Source organism: Psychrobacter sp. PAMC 21119 (genome assembly GCF_000247495.1).
Taxonomy (GTDB): Bacteria; Pseudomonadota; Gammaproteobacteria; order Pseudomonadales; family Moraxellaceae; genus Psychrobacter; species Psychrobacter glaciei.
This window is the reverse complement of record NZ_AHVZ01000034.1, coordinates 1-23,011: the sequence shown is the minus strand read 5'-3', so window position 1 is coordinate 23,011 and position 23,011 is coordinate 1. Positions and strand designations below refer to the sequence as shown.

Here is a 23,011-nt window from a genome sequence, read left to right as displayed (position 1 = left end):
AGCACATTACCCGAATAAGCCGTCTGGTCTCGGTCGTGTCAACATCGGCAAATAACTGATGCAAAATAATACAAAGCAAGCAATCCACGCGCTTTGAGCCACCATAATCCATAATAGATAATGACTCATATCGACCAGCGGTAATAACACTCGGCTGATAAATACCAATACCATCAAACCGTACATAACATTGACGGTTCTTGGTGGTTGATGAATACTGCGACCCGTGTGTCCAAGCGATACCCGCGTCATCATCGCCACGGTCATCATACCAACACCAGCAATCGCCAGTCCATGCATAGCGATGCTGTGCGGATAACCTAGCCAAGGCTGTAATGCATACAATAAGAAACTCAGACACATTCCTAAAAACGCAATATACAATGACCACAACAATGGCTTTTGCCAAATACCGCGATTATACCATCCTAGCAAACGAATGATATTGACCACGGCTACGCCAAGTGCCGTGATCGTCAGCAAGTACTTATTAGGATAAAACAAATCAGTCATAAAAAAAGCGAAGAAAAACACTAAGCTGGCGATATCTTGAATTTTACTATTACGTAGCGTTACATTGTCTGTACTATTCCCACTTAATCCGCGTTCAATAAAGAAAGGAACGACCCGTCGCCCGATGGTCAATACCAGACCAATGATTAAGTAAAAGCCTAGATATATACCTACTCTGGTAATGGCCATATCAGCACTGATAATGCCCCAGTAGCACAGCCCGTTGCCCAGTGTTAATAGCGCCAGCTTTGCCAAAATTCCCATTTGTTTATATTGCTTAACTTGTAGCACTGCACGACATATGACAAAGGCCATCGCTCCGATGAACAACATATCAAATAGTGCCGCTGCATATAGTAACCACACACTACTCCCCGCAATAGCGACACCAAGCCCAAAAGCCAACCATGCTAAACGCGCCATTAGCCAACAGACAAAGATACCTAACAGCTTATAACCATGCGGCATCATCACCCCTGTCCAAGTCTTCACCACGGTTAGCAAAAACCCAGCAATCACTGCGAGTGCATAACCATAAATCATCTCGTGACCATGCCAATACAACGGGTTCAATACCTGTGCATCGATATTTGTATGACCAGTAAACACAAAAGCCCATAGCAGCATCGTTGCCACAGCAAATAGCGCAGCAGCACTGAAAAATATGCGAAAGCTGAGGTTAAGAATAGGATGCGGAGAGCTTGGTGGTTTGCTAGGTAACTTGATAGATTGCATAACCATCTTCTTAAAAGAATATAGATGGCTTCATCTATAACATTCATTTTAAATGAATGTTATAGTTATTTAGTCTGATTATTGAAATATTCTATCCATTAAAGTGTAGTGCCTACGGGAATCTCTAAAATCTGCGTCCCAAGTATAAAAATAGAGAAAGCAAGCTGGCTGTTCTTTAGCTAGTATTTGGCCATGACCTAGTCAATACCACTTACAACTGTAATGCCGCGATGACTAACGATACGACCACTATCGCCGTGACATACTGCCTTACTTTAAAATAAGCATGACTGATAATCTGCACTCGATGCAGACTATAATCGATAACCAACAGACTTATAAACCCAATCACTAATAGCCAAATAAAACTAATGGCTGATAAGATTAAAAAACCAAGCCAAAGGCCAAGCGCAATCACATTGCTATATATAGGCAGCCTAACAGCCCACTTATTGCCATCAGCTAAATCTAAATGATTACCCCAATGCGCGCCTGCCATAAATGATGCAATCACTAGACCATAAGCACTCAATATATTGGCTACTGAGCCAAGTATAGGCACGGTAACAACGTCTATCATCAATAAAAATGCACAGGCTATAAATGGAATAACACCTGCAAAAGTCAAATAAGGACTGGGTTTTTTCATTGTTCGAACCTATCTTATGATTAATCTAATAATAGCTGTCACCTGTTGAGTGGAAGTTTTCAACATACATTAATCACTCTTTTGAGTGTTGCCTTGCCACTGACGGATAAACTCACCGTTTGGATCGTATTGCTGGGTTTGTTTGTTGAGATTAAATTGCCTACATCCTCTTGGGTCAGCACCCACGCCTGCCAGATACTGCCAATTACCCCAATTGCTACCAACATCGTAATCAACAAGATGTTGCTCAAAGTAAGCTGCCCCGTAACGCCAATCAAGCCCTAGCTCATGGATAAAGCAGCTAGCAACCAGTTGTCGCCCGCGATTCGACATATAGCCTGTCGTACTCAATTGATTCATGCAAGCGTTGACGATAGGATATTGTGTTGTACCACTCTTCCATTGCGCTAACAGATTTTCGTCCAATTGGGTTGAAGGCGCGTGCTGAGCGATGCCCTTAAACCAAAATAGTTTTTCTTTATGGGTAGTAGCATACCAGTAGAAATACTCACGCCACAGCAGCTCAAACCATATCCCGTAAGTAGAGTCATTTGCGATGATATCGCGCTCATAGCGACGTAGACGATTCAATACTGTGTTTACAGACAGCGAGCCGTTTGCAAGCCAAGCGGAGAACTTCGTAGAATGTGTCCAGTCATCTAACGCGTTTCGGGTTGTTTTATAAGTGCTGGGTGCATCGGAACAGAAATAAGCATCTAAGTGCTTGAGGCCATTTAACTCCCCACCTCTAAAACTGGATGGCTGCTGTGATGGCTCATCACGCCCTGCCTGATTAGACAACTGAGATTCAAAAAAGTACTCGTCCCTACTCTGCATACTTTCAGGCAATGGAGCAAGTGATTCTGGCGTTGGATAAATCGCTATGTCTTTTTCGGCATGCAGCAAATCATAATCACTTTCTATTTGTTTACGAAACTGCGTAAAGCTTTTGGGCAACTGCTCTAACGGCAACTCATCAAATAAAGTAGCTGTTGTATCTATATGCCAATGTATCTCTGGATATTTCGCCTGTAGAAGGTCATATACTTTGTTTTGATTATAATCTGCCGTTTGACTGATGCAGATATCTGTCACTTGTTGCTGCGCTATTAGATTACTCAACTGAGTAAAGACGTTCAATGCTTCATTGCCTTTCTGTAAATACAGCAACCTATTACCACGCTGTATCAGTGACGCATTTAAATCAGCCAAGCTCTCATGCAAAAACTGCTGGCGGGCTTGGCCAATACTGTCGTAACGATAGGCATCGTAATGGTCTTTACTATCTAATATATCTGTCAACGATGACGCATAAACTAGCAACAATTTGCCTTTAGTGGATATTTCAGATGCTTTTAGCAGAGTTGCGTTGTCCGCTACCCGCAAGTCATTATGAAATAGTACCAATGTGACATTGTTATTCTCTGAGTTGTTCACTGCTTGATTTGACATACCCTATCCTTCTGGCTGTTTAGCGATGATTTATTATTTTTAATTTTTAATCTTAAAATATCATATACGGTATAACACATACTTAGGGCGTGTTGAACATTCGACCATGGCTCTGACAGAGACTATTTTTTAGACAGTTCGACGTTAAAAATAGTAAGTTTAGTCATTCTAAGCGTCTATTTTTAACCATGAAATGGCAAAAAATAGTTCTGTCTCTTTGAGCTGATGCTAAAACTGCCCCCCAGATCTATATAAGCAGTGCGTTGTAAACCTAGTTAAGGCATGAGCATTACCGTCGTTTTACGCCTTGTCTGAAACAGTTTTAGCGATCAGCAGTGCCTATTTGTGAATGTTCAACACGCCCTGGCATTCAGCTTTGATGCTAGCCTAATACTTGTAAGGCAATGCGCTCAGCCCCAGAAACCACTTATAAGCATTGACTCTCATGTGTCTGACTGCTTAAATGGCTTACCTCTAGGAGAACATCATGACTCAAAATAATACTACGACTGAAGAAAATAAATCAGATGAAAAGCGTAAACTTATCAATCGATTTTTGATGAGACTGACAAAAGAGCAGCCTCAAATGTATTACGCGACTACCTCTGAGATATCACGGAGTATTCATACGATGATAAAAGAACATACCAATCGCTTGTCAGTAGAAGAACAAGCACTGGTAAGACGCATGACTATTGAAGAGATTGAAGGATTACTGGGCTTTCATGCCAGATGAGTAATTGACCAATTTCAAATACATTATGTTCAGTAAAATGCTGAACATCACACAAAAAAAGACCGCTATCAAAGCGGTCTTTTTTATTAGCTATCAGCTAGATGTAATAATTAGTTTAAGACAATTAGAATGGATATTCACGTGGCTCATTTTGCATTGAGATCCAATGTGTTCTAGTGAACTCTTCTAGTACCCATTCACCGTTGAAGCGGCCGATGCCTGAGTTTTTCTCACCACCAAACGGCGTGTTGCTTTCATCATTGACCGAGATGTCATTGATATGGGTCATGCCAGCTCTGATACCGCGAGCGAAGCGCAGACCTTTTTGCATATCAGCAGTGAACACGGCACTAGACAGACCATACATAGAATCATTGGCGATCGATAGTGCATCGACTTCGTCTTTGGCACGGATGATACCGACCAGTGGTCCAAACACTTCATTACGTGATAGGTCCATTTCGCGAGTCACTTCAGTAAAGATATGCGGTGGTACGACTTGGCCTTCAATCTCGCCACTTAATATCATTTTTGCGCCCTCTTCCTGCGCTTTAGCGATTTTTTCTTTGAGTGATTTGACTTGTTTTTCATTGATGATTGGACCAACAGCGGTGTCTTGCTTATTAGGATCACCGACGTTTAATGTTTTGACGTGTGCTAAGAAACGCTCCACGAAATCATCATATATCTCATCTTCTACGATGACTCTGTTAATCGCGATACAGATTTGGCCTTGATGCAAGAATTTACCAAAGGCAGCTGCTTTTACCGCTTGCTCAATGTCAGCATCTTTTAGTACAACAAATGGACTGTTGCCGCCTAGCTCAAGTGCCACTTGTTTAATGTATTCGCCGCCGTTCGCTAACTCACCGATATGTTTGCCTACTGAAGTCGAACCTGTGAACGACACTAGGCTTGGCGCTTTGTGTTCAACGATTGCATCGCCTATCTCACTACCTGAGCCGACCACTACGTTTAATAGACCTTTTGGTAGACCCGCTTCTTCAAACACTTTGGCTAGCAGTAGACCACCGGTCACTGGCGTATCGCTAGCAGGCTTAAGCACCACTGCGTTACCAAGCGCTAGGGCTGGTGCGATAGAGCGCTGAGTCAAATGTAGCGGAAAGTTCCATGGGCTAATAACTGCTACCACACCGATAGGCTCACGATAAATAAAGTTTTCTTTACCAGGCGTGTTCGATGGACGAATCTCACCATGTACACGGTTAGGGAACGTCGCTGCTTCAAGGGTAATCGCACGCGTCGCACTGAATTCGACCATCGCTTTGATACGTGTGCTGCCCGACTCTTTGATTAGCCAATCAACGATTTCTTCTTGGCGCTGATCCAGTATGTTGACCACTTTATATAACACTGCGGCTCGCGTTGCAGGCGTTTGCTTAGCCCATGCTTCTTGAGTTTGGCTCGCAGCATCGTATGCTTCATTAAGCTGATCTTTGGTCGCTTGCTGAATTTCTACAAGCGTATCGCCATTATAGGGATTGGTATTAGTATTGCTGCTATCGTCCTTACCTGTCTGCCATTCACCAGCGATGAACTGCAAATGGAAGTCAGTATATGCACTGGTAGTTGTATTGTTGGTTGACATAATTAGCCTTATTTTTGGTTTGTTGTGCTGAATGTTTATTTTCGATTATTTGAATAAAATTATTAAGTCGGAGATATCTTAATTAAAAGCATATCTTATAAGTAGTAAGTGTGAAGTTATGGTTAAACAATTAGTTAAAAGCCATCAATTAGAATAGAGACGCTGTGATAACGGATAACAACAAAACCTACCTTGCTAGACGACTGGTCTAATGCTACCATAGCTATCAATAAAACAAGACTACTTTGTCAGTAAATATTGTTGATAAAACGTAACACCTATAAATATATCCTATTACAATACGCTATCAACATGACGTTTAAATGAACGCTGACTATCTTATATATACTGCCACTAAAGGAGAACATCCTACCTATGTCTAACATAACAGACACTACTACACCTGATACCAAAGCTCATTTACTTGCGACTGGCTACCAATTAATAGCCAAAAAAGGCTTTACCGCTGTTGGTATCAAGCAAATATTGGATACTGCAGGGGTACCCAAAGGCTCGTTTTATCATTATTTTGCCTCAAAGGAAGCCTTTGGCGAGTCGATTATCAGTCACTATTTTGTCAATTATAAGAATCGTTTAGAAGCGATCGGCGTGCAAGATGTGAGTGCGCAGCAAAAACTGTATAACTATTTTCAGAATTGGTACGACACCCAACAGAATGGCTGTGACCACGAGAAATGCTTGGTCGTCAAGCTTAGCGCCGAGGTGGCAGACATGTCAGAGACGATGCGTGAGGCGTTAAATGCTGGCTATCAGCAGACTGTCACTTGGCTAGCCACACAAATAAAAGCGGGCTGGGTCGATGGCTCTGTACCACAGCCTGACAATATCGCTGCTGAGAGTATGGCTAAGCGCTGGTATTTTGCATGGCTCGGAGCCAGCTTAATCGCTAAGACCAGTCAAACCAATACGCCGCTTGCGGAAGTCTGGCAAATGACGACTTCGCAAATGGGGCGCTAACGGCCGTTAGCTATTGTCAATCATTAGTCTAAATCACCACTCTCATCACTAGGTGTTTTCAATGAAAAGCGCCTTAAGTGAAAAGTACCTTAATAGTAAATAACAGTTCATTGGATTCATATCATTTGGTTTACGATACTTTTGTAATTATTTAAAGAAAATACTAGACGACCGGTCTAATTAATGTACAATGCCTGCAGATGTTTAAAACAAGCATCACGAATTTTAGCTTTTAATTTCAGACATACACTCTACAACTTTTAGGAAAATTATGAATAACTTTCAATATTACAACCCAGTACGTATCGTTTTTGGCGAAGGTCAAATCGAGCAATTATCAGATCTAGTTCCTACTGATGCCCGTGTTCTTATTACTTATGGTGGCGGTTCAGCACAGCGCACTGGTACATTAGACGAAGTAAAAGATGCTTTGTCTGCGAGCGGAAACCGTACTGTCTTTGAGTTTGGTGGTATTGAGCCAAATCCAGAATTCGTCACACTATTAAAAGCTGCTGACATGGTGAATGAGCACAACATTGATTTCTTATTAGCAGTCGGTGGTGGTTCGGTCATTGATGGCAGTAAGTTCGTGGCGCTTGTGGCTTCATTAACAGAAGAAGACGGTACTGTCTCACGCGATCAAGCATGGGATGCCTTGACAAGCTATTGCAGAAATATCGACTCTGCCGTTGATCTAGGTGCAGTCTTAACGATTCCAGCGACTGGTTCAGAGATGAACTCTGGCGGCGTTGTCAACTATAGCGAACGCCAAGCAAAACTACCGTTTGGTAACCCACTTGCCTTCCCTAAGTTCTCAATCTTAGATCCTACTAAGACATTGACTTTGCCTGAGCGTCAAGTAATGAACGGCGTTGCCGATGCCTTCGTCCATGTGATGGAGCAATACTTAACGTATCCAGTCAATGCAAAAGTGCAAGATGCCTTTGCTGAGAGCTTGCTGAAAATTCTGATTGAAGAAGGTCCAGCAGTCAAAAAAGACCCAGAAAACATGGAAACGCGTAAAAACATCATGTGGACAGCGACCATGGCACTGAATGGTCTGATTGGTACTGGTGTGCCACAGGATTGGACGACGCATATGGTTGGTCATGAATTGACTTCATTGCACGCCATCGATCATGCACGTACATTAACCATCGTTTTACCATCAGTGATGCGCGAGCTAAAAGAAAGCAAAAAAGAGAAATTGCTTCAGTATGCACGTAATGTATGGAACCTTACTGATACAGATCAAGACGACGATGCCATCATCGAAACGGCCATTGTTCATACCGAAAACTTCTTCCGCGAGCTTGGCTTGCCAGTTAGCCTAGAAGACGTTGACTTGACTGAATCAGCCATTGATCCAATCATCAAACAGCTTGAAGTACATAACATGGTCAAACTGGGTGAGCACGGCAAAAACGATCTTGACGTATCACGTCGTATCTTGGACCGTGCGGTTACTAGCAAGGCTTCGTAACCAACGAATACAGCAAACAAATGTGATGTTAGGTTAAATAGTATTTGTTTGTGATTGTCCTCCTTTAAGTGACACTATCCGAAATGATATTGTCGTGAAGATAAAAGTATCGTCAAAATAAAATTATCATGAAAATAACAGTAACTATTCAACAGTGAGTAGTTACTGCCCTCTTAATCAGTAATTAGTTTTCAATCAGTAACTAGCCAATAACTATTAAAAAACGGCTATGCAATACCCAATGATTAAACAGTTAAGTTTCTAAGTATTAGTCATTAACTGACAATCAACACTCAATAAATAAAAAAGGAGCTTTACTATGAGCTTTGAAAAACAACAAAACCAACAAAAAAATCGTCAAATCAAACTGGCCAGTCGTCCTACTGGTGAGCCAAAAGCTGAAAATTTTGACATGGCTACCAGCGACATCCCACCACCCAATAACAATGAGATGCTACTGCGTACGGTCTATCTATCATTAGACCCGTATATGCGCGGACGTATGAGCGATGCCAAAAGCTACGCTGATCCCTTAGAAGTTGGTGATGTTATGATGGGCGGCACAGTCGCTCAAGTGGTCGAGTCAAATATTGATGGATTTGCTGTCGGTGATTTGGTCGTATCAAATTCAGGCTGGCAGGACTACAGTGTCAGCGATGGCGAAGGTGTCCTTAAGCTTGATAAAAATATGTCAAACCCGTCTTACGGCTTAGGCGTGTTAGGTATGCCAGGCTTTACTGGTTATATGGGTTTGACCGATATCGGCAAACCACAAAAAGACGAAACTTTGGTTGTCGCAGCGGCTACTGGTCCTGTCGGTGCAACGGTTGGTCAAGTGGGTAATCAATATGGTCTGCGCACTGTCGGTGTCGCAGGCGGCAAAGAAAAATGTGATTTTGCGGTCAATGAACTTGGCTTTGATGTCTGTATCGATCACAAAGCCGATGATTTCGCTGAGCAACTAAAAGCAGCATGTCCAGATGGTATCGACATCTATTACGAAAATGTTGGCGGTAAAGTGTTCGATGCAGTATTACCACTATTGAACGCGCATGCCCGTATCCCAGTATGTGGTCTAGTATCACAATATAACGCCACTGACTTACCTGACGGTAAAGACCGCTTGGGTATGCTAATGGGTCAAGTATTGGCCAACCGTTTAACCGTCAAAGGCTTCATCATCTTTGAAGAGTATGGCGATCACTTCCCAGAATTTTTAGAAACCATGAGCAAATGGGTAGAATCAGGTGATGTCAAAACCAAAGAATATATTGCTGATGGCTTGGATGACACACCGAATGCCTTCGTTGACATGCTCAATGGTGATAACTTTGGTAAGACCGTCGTAAAAGTATCTGATGTCGAATAAATCGGTTAGATAACGAGTTAACAACATAATTTGTTAAGACAACCACTGAAAATGACATCTTAACCATGAATACTATTGGCAGTCATCGCTATTATTGACTAAGTACGATTGGTTAAAGATGGCTGCTAACCATCAATCATTTAAAAACAACGTTAATAATAAATAAGGACAATCATGAATATTTTAATGGTACTAACTTCACACGATAAATTGGGCGATACTGGTAAGAAAACAGGTTTTTGGCTAGAAGAATTTGCCGCACCTTACTATGCTTTTCTTGATGCTGGCGCCAATGTCACGATCGCCTCTCCTGCTGGTGGTCAGCCACCACTAGATCCTAGTAGCGACACACCAGATGCGCAAACAAAAGATACCACCCGTTTTAAAGATGATAAAGACGCTCAAGAGCATTTAGCCAACACCAAAAAACTGGCTGATATGAAAGCAGAAGACTTTGATTCAGTCTTTTACCCTGGTGGTCACGGCCCATTGTGGGATTTGGCAGTTGATGAAAACTCTATCAATCTGATCGAGACCTTTGTAAAACAAGATAAGCCTGTTGCTTTTGTTTGTCACTCTCCTGCCGCGCTTAAAAACGTCAAAGTTGATGGTGAGTACCTAGTGAAAGGCAAAACCGTTACTGGTTTTACCAATTCAGAAGAAGACGCAGTTGGCCTTACGGATGTAGTGCCTTTCTTAGTAGAAGATGCGCTTAAAGCCAATGGCGGTAATTACGAAAAAGCGGCTGATTGGGAATCGTTTGTGGTAGAAGACGGCTTGTTAATCACAGGTCAAAACCCAGCATCGTCAGAAGAAGCAGCTAAGCGTCTAATGGCAAAGCTTAACGGTTGATCCAATTAACGAAGTAAAAAAGGCTACTATTATGATTCGTTTACACCATCTCAACCAATCACGGTCGCTACGTACTTTATGGCTTTTAGAAGAGCTTGGCGTCCCTTATGAGATCGTCAGTCATCAGCGCGATGCTAAAACGCATCTGGCACCTGATAGCTTAAAAGCTGTGCACCCTCTTGGTAAATCACCGGTCATTGAAATGGATGGTGAAATATACTCGGAGTCAGGGGCCATTACTGAGCTATTGATCGAACGCTTTGCGCCAGATCGTCTGCGACCTGCTCCTGATAGCGCCGATTATGGGCATTATCTACAGTGGATTGACTTTGCTGAAAGCTCGCTGATGTTGCCATTGATGCTTGAATTGTTTACCAAAAAAGCAGGTATCAATGACAATGAGTTTTTGAACGGTTATATAGAGATAGAAAAAACCCGACTGTTCAAATATCTAGACACCTCAGTTGAGGGTAAGTCGTTTATTGTGGGTGATAAATTGAGCGGTGCTGATTTTATGCTGTCGTTTGACTTGATCATTCTTGCTCAACGTCAAAAACTAGACGCTTATCCACATATTAAACAATATGCTGAAAAGCTGGCCAGTCTTGATAGCTATCAACGTGCGATGAATCTTGAAGCTGAGCATGACGAGTCAAAGCAAGCGTAAACATGCTTCATAATAAATGCTCAATAAAAAATATGATAAAATAGCCCAAGTCTATCTTGGGCTATTTTTGTTGTTTTATTCCATTAATAACTGTACTAAGATCAGTTACTGACACGCGCAGCTAACGCCGCCAATCATAGGGGAGCTGTACCATGTCCTTACTCTATTCATTCACACAAATCATCATACGACCATGAGTAACGAATACCAGTTTAAACCCCACGAACAACCAATGATGGTGGGCTCTCCAGCCAACCCTGACCATCCTGCACGCCGTAAAGTATTTTATTTACTGATTGGAATTTTCGTTGGTCTCACAGCCAGCTTCCAAAACGGTCTACTTGTCGCAAATCTCACTCAAATTCAAGGCCAATTGGGGTTAACGCCCGCCGAAGGGGGTTGGATATCTGTCAGCTACAATATGACCAATGCCTGTATCACCGTTCTACTGTACAAAATTCGCCAACAATTTGGCATGTCACTGTTTAGTAAAATCACCCTATTTTTTCTGTTAGCCGCCACGAGTCTACAGTGGCTGATCAGTAGTCACTTATTAGATACGCCCAACATTGGCATCGAGCCCTATTACCTAGAGATTGTCGCAAGGGGACTTAGCGGTATGGTGGCCAGTGGCATGACCATATTGGGCTTATTTTATTGCTTGCAAGGTATGCCAACCGTCAAACGTACTAGTGGCCTCATATTGGGCTTTGGCTTGGTACAGTTCGGTATTCCACTATCACGCATCATCTCGCCCTACCTCACCATCGATGGTCAGCTTGAAAACTTATTTTTATTCCAATTTGGTTTGGCGCTGATTTGCTTTGGACTGATTAACATCTTAGAGCTACCACCAGGTAATACAGAAAAAGTGTTTGAGAAACTCGATTTTCTCAGCTTTGGGTTTTTTGCGAGCGGTCTGGCTGCATTAGCGGTCATTTTGGTACAAGGTAGGATTTTATGGTGGACGACGCCTTGGCTTGTCTATCCACTGATGATTGCCATTGTGGGAATCAGCATCGCCTTATGGATTGAAACGCATCGCAAAAACCCAATGCTACAAGTTCGCTGGATGCGTAGCCGCAATATAATCGCTTTTATGATTACGGGCGCGGTCATGCGAATTTTGCTGTCTGAGCAAAATGTCGGTGCGGCAGGATTACTTGCCAACTTAGGCTATGGTAATGATCAGCTCATTACTTTTTATGCGGTCATATTGGCTGCCAGTGTGTTGGCTTTGGTGATTAGTATTTTTAGCACCAATCCGATGGATTTACGTCGACCCGTTATTTTTGCCGTGGCATTGATTGCCGTGGGTTCTTGGATGGATGTGGGTGTGTCTATCAATTCTGCACCTTACATGTTTTATCTCAGCCAATTTTTGATTGCATTTGCCGCGGTGTACTTTATGGGGCCTCTGGTTTTTGAAGGATTTTTGCGTGCGATTGCCAGTGGTCCTGCCTATATTATTAGTTTCTCCGTTATTTTTGGTATTTCACAAACGGTGGGCGGCTTGGCAGGTGCGGCGGCAATTCAGGCATTTACAACCATTCGTACGCAAGTGCATTATGCAGATATGGTCAGCTCACTGAATTTGGGTGATCCTGCATTCAGTGCCCAAATTGCGGGTACTCGTAGTGTATTATCTCAGCAAACGACAGACATAGCACAAGCGAATGTTGGAGCAGTGAGCCAAGTATTACAAGGTATTCAGCGCCAAGCAACAGTCTACGCTTATGGTGATTTGTTTTTTATCATGGCCATTCTATCAACTGTGGCTACTGCTATGCTATTGCTCAATTATTTTTACTATCGTTATCACAAACGCAATCCTCTGGCCAAAGAGCTTGCTGTTATTGCAAAAATGCGTGAACCAAAATAACGCCTTTTATTGCATGAGTGATTTTTCACTTTATTGATTTATCGCCACACCGTTTAAGTATTTGCTAATTAAACATTTAGGAGCGCGTCATGAGCCAAAAGAAACCCAGTGAACTGAATCAAACACCTCAGACGTCAACTGATGCTCCCATAACAGACGCACGTATTGCGTCAAATACCGATACCAATCAGGCCGAAATTGCCCAAGATCCTATAAGAGAGCAAACGGATACCTCTGAGGCAAATCCAGCTACTGACATACAAAAAGGCTCAGATGATGAGACGCCTATGCCACCAAAAGAACCTATCGCAGCGGCTACTGGCTGGTCGCCAAAGAAAAAATCCTATCTGAATTTAGGATTATTGGTTGTAATGATTGTCATTGGTGTGGCATTGATTTTGTATGCATGGAAGCTGCCACCCTTCACACCTACTGTGCAGCAAACCAACAACGCCTTTGTAAAAGGACAAACCACCATTATTAGCCCGCAAGTATCCGGCTACGTCACCGAAGTAGCCGTACAGGATTTTGCCAACGTAAAAGCGGGTGACTTACTAATAAAAATTGATGATCGTAGCTTCCGTCAACAGCTTGAGCAAGCGCAGGCCAATATAGAAGTGGCCGTTACCAACCGCTCTAGCAACACTCAAGATACTCAATCAAGCCAAGCACAAATTGAAGCACGTGAAGCTGACTTATATAGTGCCAAAGTGAGTGTCGAAAGTGCTCGTGAAGATGTCAATCGATATCAAGGTTTGGATGCTATCGGTGCAGTATCAAAGGCAGAAGTTGCTCATACAAAAGCACAACTTGCGCAAGCACAGGCAGGCGTCCAGCAAGCTGAAGCTAATTTACAAGCAGCTCGTGAGAACCGCAAAAAAACCAGTGGCAGCCGCTCCTCTTTGGACGCGAACATAAAAAATGCTGAAGCAGGTCTCAAGCAAGCACAAATTAATGTAGACAATACCATCATCACCGCGCCTGAAGCGGGACAGTTGAGTCAGGTCAGTGTCAAAGAAGGTCAATACGTTAGTGCTGGCACCCAGCTGATGTATGTCGTTCCTAAAGGCGTTTGGATTATCGCGAATTTTAAGGAAACGCAAGTCGCTAATATGGCAGTTGGTGAACCTGCAACTATCCATGTTGACGCGCTTGGTGGTGCCAAATTCAGTGGTCATGTCAGCAATATCTCACCAGCGACTGGTAGTGAATTTAGCGCAGGCGCGGCAAACCCTGCGACTGGCAACTATATTAAAATTGCCCAGCGTATCCCCGTGCGCATTGACTTAGATCAAAATCAGGCTGAGCTTGCTCAATTACGTCCTGGTATGTCGGTCTCTGTCGATGTAGATACTAATATCAAAGTAAAAAGCTAGATTAAAGCGAAAAACTGGGGCATATTAAGTACGCCTCTGCATAAAAAACCCCTTTAAATACCAGTATAAAGGGATTTAAAGGGGTTTTTGTTTAGCGTTAAAACAAGCTGACATCTATCAGCCTTATACCTATTGATTTAACATCTAAGGTAATAAGCGCTTAGTTGTCCAACCTGCCTTGTCCTCGTTGCTATCTTGGGTGTACACAATACGGTCATGCATGCGGTTGGCACGACCTTGCCAAAATTCAATTTGTTGAATCGTAATCTCATAGCCACCCCAAAACGCTGGTGTTGGCACTTGGCTGTTTTCGGGATAATCAGCTTGTAGCTGGTCAAAGGTCTGTTCCATAACTTCTCGGTTAGCAACTTCACCGCTTTGTGGTTGGCTGACCCATGCGCCTACTTGGCTGTCGTGTGGACGCTTTTGGAAGTACGTAGCTGACTTATTGGCATCTATTTTTGCAATGCTACCACTGATACGGACTTGCCGCTCAAGCTCATGCCAAAAGAACAGCACTTCTGCATTGGGGTTCTCAGCGATATCTTGACCTTTAGCACTTTCATAGTTGGTATAAAATACCACACCAGTCTCAGTAATCTCGCGCATTAATACAATACGCACACTGGGCTTGTTGTCTGCCCCGCAAGTAGCAAGGCTCATCGCATAAGGCTCTTGCACTTTTTGCTCGGTCGCATCGCTAATCCAACTTTTTAATAGCTCAAATGGTGATGTAGGAATCGACTGCTGGTCAAGAGCGCCTTTTTCGTACGATAAACGTTGATCGGTAAAGTCCATGCTCATAACTATTCCTTGATTGCGTTATATTATTAAGCCCTTTTTAATGACCCATTTATCGAGACTATTAAGGCGTATCTTCATTTCAAAAATGGTGATAAAAATGAGATAAATTGCAGTCAAACAAGAAAAATAGCGCAGATAATATCGGGATATTAACCAGCTATTTGACGATGTTTGGCAAGATTTAGCCATTTTTAGCCCATTCAGATGACTATCGAGTGAATTGAAGACACGCCCTAATGATTGTCTTGATCAATAATAACAATATGGTCTAGCACTTGTGTTTCTTGTACTACTGTACTAGAATACTGAAACAAGATAGTTCTCAGCGAAAAATTGCTTGAGAGCGATTTATCTACTTTCTTTGGCTAAGATTACCTATTATGACTACCGATCCTTATCATAGCTTAGTGAAACATTTGACGAACTGTACTGATAGCTCAGATATCGACAAGCTGCTCAGCGCACTGCTGACAGATAAAGAGCAGCACGACATCGCCAACCGTATTCGCATTTTTGACTTGCTTGATCGCGGCATCACGCAACGTGATATCTCTGAGCAGCTAGGCGTTGGTATCGCCACTGTCTCTCGCGGTGCCAAGGCCAAGCAAAGCCATGACGTGAGCGCGTTGCTGACCACTCATAGAAGCCGCTCTTAAGCCACTTATTTCAGCACTATCCACTTTTTTAATTGCTACTTTCTTACTTATTAATCGACACACATTTGATGAATTTCGGACTTTGTTATGACCTCTATTACTCGCATACAGACCAAGCCTGCTCCTATTGATATTCCAAGCAAACCAAAGCGTATTAAGCTCACGCAAGATATTGATTTCTTTGCGTTATTCAAACGCATCGAGAGCGATTTTGATACCTGCTATTTGCTCGAATCATTGGGCGAAGACAGCCATATCTCACGCCATCATGCGATAGGTTTTGATCCTGTCACGACCATCGCAGCATTAGACCGCACTACGCTTGCCATTACCGATAATAAAACCGCTGAAACCAGCCGTTATCAAACTGACAACCCTTACCAGCTGCTGCGCGAAATAACGCCGCAGCATGTCATCGCTCGCGATCAAAGTGGCGGTTTGGTCGGTTACTTGGGTTATGACTGCGTGAACTTCTTTGAACCCAGCCTAAATGCAAAAGCCAGCGAAGATTTTGAGCCATTTAAGTTTGGCGTGTATTTAGATGGATTGACGTTAGATAAAATGACGGGGGAAATCTTCTATTTTTATTACCCGACCGCTCAGCAAGAAAACCGTATTGAGCAAATCAAAGCCCTACTCGATGAGGCAACTCCTAGCTATGAGCTGCCCACAGTCGAGTTCCTAGGTGATGGTATGAGTCAAGAGGAGCATGCCAATGTCGTCATGCAAGTCAAAGAAGACATCATCGCTGGGCGTATTTTTCAGTGTGAGGTAGGCTTTAAGTCTAAATATCGTATCGCCGGTGACAAGATGCCCATTTATGAAAAGCTGCGTGCCGTAAACCCATCACCGCACATGTATTTTATGAAATTCGCTCAGCAGTGCATCATTGGTGCTTCCCCTGAGTTGCTATTCCGCTTGCGCCAAGGTGAAATGGAAACCTATCCACTCGCAGGAACTGCCAAGCGCGGCGTCGATGTGATCGAAGACCGTAAGCTTGCTCGCGCACTACTCAACGACGACAAAGAAATTGCTGAACACAATATGCTGGTCGACTTACATCGTAACGATATCGGCCGTGTGGCACGATTTGGTACGGTAAAAGTACGTAGCCTGATGGATATCAAACGCTTCTCTCATGTACAGCACATTTCTTCTGAAATCGTCGGTATCTTGCACCCTAACGAGGATATGTTTAGTGCCCTTGCTAGCAATTTCCCCGCTGGCACATTATCAGGCGCGCCTAAAGTAGAAGCCATCAAAGTGATTAATGAGCTAGAGCCAGACGGACGCGGTGCTTATGGCGGTGCATTAGGGTCGTTTAATTTTAATGGTGATTGTATCTTTGCCATTCCTATTCGTAGCCTATTTATCAGTGGTGAGTCTGCCTATGCCCAAACTTGTGGTGGCAACGTTTATGACTCAAACCCAGCCGATGAATACTTAGAGATTCAGCGTAAACTGTCTGCGATGAAAGTTGTATTAGACAGCTTTATGTAATCATAACTGATACCAAACGTACTGCGTAAATTGACTATATTTTATTAAAGAGTTTATGACCCATGAATGTTTTAATTATTGATAACTACGACTCGTTTACCTTCAATCTCTACCAATATGTGGGCGAGATTTTGCAAACCTTAGACAGTGATAAAGAAGCCAGCGTCATCGTTAAACGTAACAATGAGATTACCTTAGCAGATGTGCAAGCGATGAATCTGGATAGAATCATCATTTCACCTGGCCCTGGCTCCCCTGATGATCCAGCGTACTTTGGTATCTGTAGCGAGGTCATCGAGACACTGGGTAAAACCGTCCCACTACTAGGCGTCTGCTTGGGTATGCAAGGTATCGCTCATGTGTTCGGTGGTGATGTGGTGCGTGCCAGCGTACCGATGCATGGTAAAGTCTCATCGATTCGCCATAATGGTTTAGGTATCTATCAAGGCTTGCCGCAAGAGCTTGAGATTATGCGTTATCACTCACTGATCGTAAAAGCCGATACCATACCAAGCTGCCTTACGATCACATCTGTGGTCGCCAATGACAGCCGTGCGGATTTGAGCTTTGATGAATCCGCATTGACCGGTGATGAGATTATGGGATTGGCGCATAAAGATTATCCAATTCAAGGCGTACAGTTTCACCCTGAGTCATTTGCCACTGAAGGTGCTAAGCGTCTATTGAGTAATTTTTTAATGCAGGTATAAACCCATTATGTTTGTCATGTCCTTAATTGCAGCTTGCTCACTCAGACGTATCACACTGTTCTCTGGCCTAATGTTAGCCGCTTCTTTTAGCTCAGCCGTAGCACCTTTAGAAGCAACATTTATATTAGGTATGGACATCCAAGGTCAACGTTTGAACCTCTATGAAGGCTGCACAGAAGGGCATGTGACTTGCGATGACATGCTATTGGTCGCTCCAGATTTAGGACAGTTATTGCAAACGAAACTGCTCAATGAAAGACTGGATAAATCACCATATGCCATTAAGCTTTATCCTGCTAAGACCAAGCATAGCTTATGCAAAGATGGCGTGACCCCTTGTGGGTTTCAGGGCTATACTTTCAAGGGTGAAGACTTCAACGGACTTATAGATCCCTTAAATAATGAGCTATACATAACCAGTAACTGGACAACCGATAGCGATACTTTTCTCTACACAGAAAACCGCACGTATTTGCCATTGGTCTCGCAAGCCAAACTAATTGATACGATGTATAAAACATCTGACCAAGCATTAAATAGTAGCTACACTAATACACGGCAGGCGGTCAGACGGCTATATGGCAAACAGATGGCAGACGATTTAAAACAAGAGCAGCTACAATGGATAAAGCAGCGTTCAAAAGACTGTGGTGCCGACGTCAAACATCAACCAAGAACCCAAGCTGAAAAAGTGTGCTTTATTCAGCAAAATGATACCCGAGAACAAGCGTGGTTTTTGTGGATTGATTAAATTTAGGGTACGCCCTAGTAGCCATTTCTTCTCTTTTAGTGATAGACTAAAAAACAAACAAAAGACAGCCTTTCATCAGGTTGTCTTTTGTTATTTGCGCGACTTTCAGTATTGCTCAGGCGCTTGACTTGAGTCGCTGGCAATCTTACAAAACCTTGTGTCACTTAGATAATAAGAAGAAAATAATATGGCAAACACCGATAGCGTCATGTCAGCGCGGCAATCATGGATAGGCACTATCCAAATCATTACGGCAGCTGTCTGCTGGGGCACGTTGGGCATATTTTCCACCTATCTCAATCAGATTGGCTTTAGCGGCTGGCAAGTGACCATATTACGCATCGTCACGGCGGCATTTATCATTTTAGCCATGCTACCAAAACTGTGGCCACACCTGATTAAACTGCGTGCGAAGCAGTGGCTCGGACTGGCGCTCCAGTCTTTAATAGGTGTGCTTGGTATGTCGTTATGCTATTTTTTTGCGGTGATTTACGTCGGTGCTGGCCCTGCTGTCGCCTTGCTATATACCGCACCCGTTTTTAGCTTATTATTTTCAAAATTCTTACTTAGTGAGTCCATTACTCGCAAATCAGTCTTGCTGGCATTAATGGCGGTGTTTGGTGTCGGCTTAACGATGCTGGGCGAGCAAGCGCAAGTCAACTGGGGTATTTTACTCGGCTTGTCAGCAGGAATGTGCTACTCCTTATATGGTGTGTTGGGCAAGCGCGCGATGCACGATGCTCACCCTGCCCCTTTGGTATTCTTTACCTCCATTATCATTAGTGCTGGTGTACTACTATTCTTGCCTGACACCTATAATACCTATGAGCAGCTACTCACTTTACCTTTACTGACTTGGGGTTATGTTTTAGGGTTGTCGTTATTAGGTACCGTGGTGCCTTTCGGGCTATACATGAAAGCGTTAGAAAAATTACCCGCCACTCGCGCATCAGTCTTTACGATTTTTGAACCGTTGACTGCGATTGCCCTTGCAGTGCTGTTACTACATCAATCTTTGTCTTGGATTCAATATCTGGGCGTGGCGCTTATTTTGCTCGCGGCTTTATTAAATGCGGTGTTGAACGGTACTGCTACGCGCGTACCTCGTTGGTTAAAACAACGGCAAAAGATATAGGGTCTGTTGAACATTCAAATATTAGGACTGCTGATATCAATTTTTCTTGCTTGCTCATTTAAAATACATTCTATCCGTTTCTATAAAAAAGCCCCAACCATGACATCATGATTGGGGCTTTTTGGTTTCATCGCTTAAAGACGAACACTTTACGATAAGAAGAACTAGGGTCTGTTGAATTATCTCAAGCCTACTTCTGATCAATACGCTGTAAAAATGCTTGCGTACGAGGATGCTTTGAATCCTCAAACAACTGCTTGGCACTGCCTTCTTCGACGACAACACCATCTTCGATTAAAACCACATGATCGGCGACATCACGGGCAAAATTAATCTCATGCGTGACTACGACCATCGTCCAGCCTTCAGACGCCAGTTGTTTCATAGTTTCAAGGACGTCTTGTACCAGCTCTGGATCAAGCGCAGACGTTGGCTCATCGAATAACAATAACGACGGTTCGATAGCTAACGCACGAGCAATACCAATACGCTGCTGTTGACCACCAGATAGCTGAAACGGATACAGATCGGCTTTATCTGACAGACCAACCTTCTCCAGCAAGACCACTGCCTGCTCGCGGGCTTGCGCTTTACTTTGTCCTTGCACCACTGTTGGTCCAAGCATTAAGTTTTCAATGGCTGTCTTATGTGGAAACAAATTATAAGACTGAAAAACCATACCTGACTTACGTTGCAGTGCGAGCAAGGTTTTTTTCTTAGGTTTAGTGGCAAAATCGACCGTAAGGCTGTCATCGTCAAAGGCAATCACGCCTTGATCTGGAATTTCCAGCGCATTAAGACAACGTAAAAAAGTCGTTTTACCTGACCCAGATGGTCCTAATATCACGACCACTTTGCCTTTTTCGATGGTCAAATCAATGCCTTTGAGCACTTGATTGCTACCAAAGGCTTTGTGAATATTGGTGACTTGAATCATAAAGGTTCCTGTTGTGCTGATGATGCTAAAGCTATCCTGCAATAGGCCAGTAAGCAATGTCATACTAACCTATTGCTATCTGGCGCTATTTCGCCACGTAACGATCGAGCCTAGTTTCAAGCTTGCCTTGGATAAAGGTCAAGAATAAACAAATACCCCAATAAATCACCGCTGCCTCTGTATAGACCAGCATAAACTCATAGTTACGAGCCGTGATAATCTGCGCTTGTTTAAACAGCTCAGTGACGAGCACCAATGACGCAAGCGACGTGTCTTTTACCAAACTGATAAAGGTATTAGACAACGGCGGCACCGACACTCGTAGTGCTTGCGGTAAAATAACATGGCGGAAAGTCTGTAGATACGTCAAGCCAACAGTCGATCCTGCTTCCCACTGTCCTTTTGGGATGGACAAAATAGAGGCACGCACCGTCTCCGACGCGTAAGCACCAATATTGAGCGAAAAGGCAATAATCGCGGAAGGAAACGGATCAAGTTTCAGTCCAACACTAGGCAGTCCGTAAAAGATGATAAACAACTGTACCAGCATCGGTGTACCGCGAATCGCAGACACATAAATACGAGCAAGCCTGTAGACAATCTCATGGGACCAGCTGGCACGCGGAATGATACGAATCAGCGCCACTGTCAACGCAATCGCCATACCAATCGCAAATGAGATCAACGCTAGCGGTATCGAATAATAGATACCGCCTTTGAGCATTGGCCAAAATGAATTGATGACAATCTGCGCCCGATCCGGATCCATGAATGGCAACAGTGCCAGCAATTCAGCTATCCATGAGGTTATAGAAGCTAGCATTATTTTTGTTGACTTATATCAGCACCGAAGAAATCTTGACTAAGCTTGGTCAACGTACCATCAGCTTGTAGCTCAGCCATTGCTTCATTTAATTTTGCTACGACAGCATCATCGCCTTTAATCAAGACTAATCCTGAACCAGTCTGCTCGCTAGCAGGAGCAACCAATTTAATCTCAAGCGCGCTGTCTGGGAATTTTTTTAGATAATCTAATATTGCAAGGTTATCATTCATCGTAAAGTCAGCACGGTCTTGTTTGACCAACTGGATTGCTTGCGCCATACCATCCACAGGGACAATCTCTGCACCGTAACGCTCTGCAAGTTCACCATAGTTACTGCTGAGTGATTGCGCCGTACGTAGACCTTTTAGACCTTCCCACGAGCTATAACGATTATCGTCCGTTGGTGCCAATACAACCGCACCCGACCAGCTATAAGCTTGAGCCTTATCGTACTTAGCTAAGCGCTCAGGCGTCGTCAAGCTGACTTGGTTGGCCACCATATCAAAGCGTTTTGAATCCAAACCTGCCAGCATCGCATCCCACTGGGTTTCTTTGAATTCAACCTCTACGCCCAGTTTTTCCGCCACTGCGCGCGTCACTTCGACATCATAACCCGTTAGTTTGCCACTCTCATCATGATACGTGAACGGAGGATAAGTACCCTCTGTACCGACGTTGATGGTGCCGCCATTATTGATACGCTGTAGCAAATCAGAACCGCCTGTTGCAGCGCTATCAGTTGCCGTGGTATCGGCTTCGTTGGTAGTAGATTGACCACAAGCGGCAAGGAACATAGTGCTGGCGGCAAGGGCTAAAAGAGTACGACGTTTCATAAGACGTCCTTATAAGAGTGAATGAATAAAGTGAAAACGCATAAAGCTAATAAATAGGGAAAGCCGGCACAAGAGAACAGTATAAACTGCCCTGCAATATTCGGCTTTGACTGCCCAATTTGAGGTTATTTAGGCGATTTTTCAATGCTACTTCTAGTTTATTTTTGAATTTTTAACGCTTGTCCAAATCCTATTACTATTCAATAAATAGTAATTGCTGCTCATTAAATACCAGCTTATGGATATATAGTCAAGGCAAAGTAAAGCAATCACAGATCCAAAGAAAATAAAAGAACAGCGTATCTATACAATCTATTTGCCAATCCTTACGTTTTCTTTTCACCCAAGCCCACATCTGCTCGATAGGATTTAGGTCTGGACTATATGGAGGCAGCCATAAAATAGTATGTCCTGCCTCTTCAAGAAGTACTTTGGTATCAAGCCGTTTGTGGAAGGTGGCATTGTCCATGACAATAACACTGAGACTGCCAAGGCACACAGGGGATAGGAGTTGTGTCACCCAACTGTGAAAGCTGAGACTGCCAAGGCACACAGGGG

21 protein-coding genes are annotated in these 23,011 nt (G+C 43.3%); 13 read left to right on the top strand and 8 right to left on the bottom strand.

What is annotated here, in order from left to right:
- Positions 1-6 precede the first annotated feature (6 nt).
- From RH96_RS11490 to RH96_RS11480, 3 genes are all read right to left on the bottom strand, one after another.
- Complete coding sequence (locus tag RH96_RS11490; protein WP_010201087.1) at positions 7-1,248, bottom strand: NnrS family protein; 1,242 nt, start codon at positions 1,246-1,248, stop codon at positions 7-9.
- A 211-nt stretch (positions 1,249-1,459) separates the two neighbouring features.
- Complete coding sequence (locus tag RH96_RS11485) at positions 1,460-1,897, bottom strand: DUF3429 domain-containing protein (RefSeq protein ID WP_010201086.1); 438 nt, start codon at positions 1,895-1,897, stop codon at positions 1,460-1,462.
- 69 nt (positions 1,898-1,966) lie between these two features.
- Positions 1,967-3,349, bottom strand: a complete 1,383-nt coding sequence (locus tag RH96_RS11480; RefSeq protein ID WP_010201085.1) for a DASH family cryptochrome — start codon at positions 3,347-3,349, stop codon at positions 1,967-1,969.
- A gap of 487 nt (positions 3,350-3,836) precedes the next feature.
- Between RH96_RS11480 and RH96_RS11475 the strand changes: the two genes are divergently transcribed.
- Positions 3,837-4,085, top strand: coding sequence for a hypothetical protein (locus tag RH96_RS11475; RefSeq protein ID WP_010201084.1), 249 nt, complete (start codon positions 3,837-3,839; stop codon positions 4,083-4,085).
- 124 nt (positions 4,086-4,209) lie between these two features.
- Here the strand turns inward: RH96_RS11475 and RH96_RS11470 are convergent, their stop codons facing one another.
- A complete protein-coding gene (locus RH96_RS11470; protein WP_010201083.1) occupies positions 4,210-5,694 on the bottom strand; it encodes an aldehyde dehydrogenase family protein in 1,485 nt (494 codons plus the stop codon).
- A 375-nt stretch (positions 5,695-6,069) separates the two neighbouring features.
- Here RH96_RS11470 and RH96_RS11465 point away from each other — a divergent pair, with 375 nt between their 5' ends.
- The 7 genes from RH96_RS11465 (at position 6,070) to RH96_RS11435 (ending at position 14,301) form a co-directional block, all read left to right on the top strand.
- Complete coding sequence (locus tag RH96_RS11465; RefSeq protein WP_010201082.1) at positions 6,070-6,672, top strand: TetR/AcrR family transcriptional regulator; 603 nt, start codon at positions 6,070-6,072, stop codon at positions 6,670-6,672.
- A 271-nt stretch (positions 6,673-6,943) separates the two neighbouring features.
- Positions 6,944-8,155: an iron-containing alcohol dehydrogenase gene (locus RH96_RS11460; RefSeq protein ID WP_010201081.1), complete on the top strand. Its 1,212-nt coding sequence runs from the start codon at positions 6,944-6,946 to the stop codon at positions 8,153-8,155.
- Between the two features lie 319 nt (positions 8,156-8,474).
- On the top strand, positions 8,475-9,524 hold the full coding sequence (locus tag RH96_RS11455) for an NADP-dependent oxidoreductase (protein WP_010201079.1): 1,050 nt from the start codon (positions 8,475-8,477) through the stop codon (positions 9,522-9,524).
- 174 nt (positions 9,525-9,698) lie between these two features.
- Positions 9,699-10,376 carry a type 1 glutamine amidotransferase domain-containing protein gene (locus RH96_RS11450; RefSeq protein WP_010201076.1) on the top strand — a complete coding sequence of 226 codons (678 nt, stop codon included), beginning with the start codon at positions 9,699-9,701 and terminating at the stop codon, positions 10,374-10,376.
- A 31-nt stretch (positions 10,377-10,407) separates the two neighbouring features.
- On the top strand, positions 10,408-11,043 hold the full coding sequence (locus tag RH96_RS11445; protein ID WP_010201074.1) for a glutathione S-transferase family protein: 636 nt from the start codon (positions 10,408-10,410) through the stop codon (positions 11,041-11,043).
- A 193-nt stretch (positions 11,044-11,236) separates the two neighbouring features.
- On the top strand, positions 11,237-12,925 hold the full coding sequence (locus RH96_RS11440) for an MFS transporter (RefSeq protein ID WP_026037320.1): 1,689 nt from the start codon (positions 11,237-11,239) through the stop codon (positions 12,923-12,925).
- Positions 12,926-13,014: 89 nt separating this feature from the next.
- Entirely contained in the window at positions 13,015-14,301 is a 1,287-nt protein-coding gene (locus RH96_RS11435) for an HlyD family secretion protein (protein WP_010201071.1), read from the top strand.
- 144 nt (positions 14,302-14,445) lie between these two features.
- Here the strand turns inward: RH96_RS11435 and pdxH are convergent, their stop codons facing one another.
- Positions 14,446-15,099 carry a pyridoxamine 5'-phosphate oxidase gene (gene pdxH, locus RH96_RS11430; RefSeq protein ID WP_010201068.1) on the bottom strand — a complete coding sequence of 218 codons (654 nt, stop codon included), beginning with the start codon at positions 15,097-15,099 and terminating at the stop codon, positions 14,446-14,448.
- Positions 15,100-15,485: 386 nt separating this feature from the next.
- Here pdxH and RH96_RS11425 point away from each other — a divergent pair, with 386 nt between their 5' ends.
- The 5 genes from RH96_RS11425 to RH96_RS11405 all read left to right on the top strand — a co-directional run bounded on the left by RH96_RS11425 (position 15,486) and on the right by RH96_RS11405 (position 19,857).
- Positions 15,486-15,761 (top strand): Trp family transcriptional regulator, encoded by a 276-nt coding sequence (locus RH96_RS11425; RefSeq protein ID WP_010201067.1) that lies wholly within the window; start codon positions 15,486-15,488, stop codon positions 15,759-15,761.
- 87 nt (positions 15,762-15,848) lie between these two features.
- A complete protein-coding gene (locus tag RH96_RS11420; protein WP_010201065.1) occupies positions 15,849-17,261 on the top strand; it encodes an anthranilate synthase component I family protein in 1,413 nt (470 codons plus the stop codon).
- A 62-nt stretch (positions 17,262-17,323) separates the two neighbouring features.
- Positions 17,324-17,971 (top strand): anthranilate synthase component II, encoded by a 648-nt coding sequence (locus RH96_RS11415; RefSeq protein WP_010201064.1) that lies wholly within the window; start codon positions 17,324-17,326, stop codon positions 17,969-17,971.
- A 16-nt stretch (positions 17,972-17,987) separates the two neighbouring features.
- Positions 17,988-18,722: a lysozyme inhibitor LprI family protein gene (locus tag RH96_RS11410; RefSeq protein WP_157999886.1), complete on the top strand. Its 735-nt coding sequence runs from the start codon at positions 17,988-17,990 to the stop codon at positions 18,720-18,722.
- A 187-nt stretch (positions 18,723-18,909) separates the two neighbouring features.
- Positions 18,910-19,857, top strand: coding sequence for a DMT family transporter (locus tag RH96_RS11405; protein ID WP_010201061.1), 948 nt, complete (start codon positions 18,910-18,912; stop codon positions 19,855-19,857).
- Between the two features lie 190 nt (positions 19,858-20,047).
- On the opposite strand, the gene RH96_RS11400 is transcribed toward RH96_RS11405, so the two are convergent.
- The 3 genes from RH96_RS11400 to RH96_RS11390 form a co-directional block, all read right to left on the bottom strand.
- Entirely contained in the window at positions 20,048-20,794 is a 747-nt protein-coding gene (locus tag RH96_RS11400; protein ID WP_010201060.1) for an amino acid ABC transporter ATP-binding protein, read from the bottom strand.
- 85 nt (positions 20,795-20,879) lie between these two features.
- Positions 20,880-21,563: an amino acid ABC transporter permease gene (locus RH96_RS11395; protein ID WP_010201059.1), complete on the bottom strand. Its 684-nt coding sequence runs from the start codon at positions 21,561-21,563 to the stop codon at positions 20,880-20,882.
- Positions 21,564-21,616: 53 nt separating this feature from the next.
- Complete coding sequence (locus RH96_RS11390; RefSeq protein WP_010201058.1) at positions 21,617-22,453, bottom strand: amino acid ABC transporter substrate-binding protein; 837 nt, start codon at positions 22,451-22,453, stop codon at positions 21,617-21,619.
- Between the last annotated feature and the right edge of the window lie 558 nt (positions 22,454-23,011).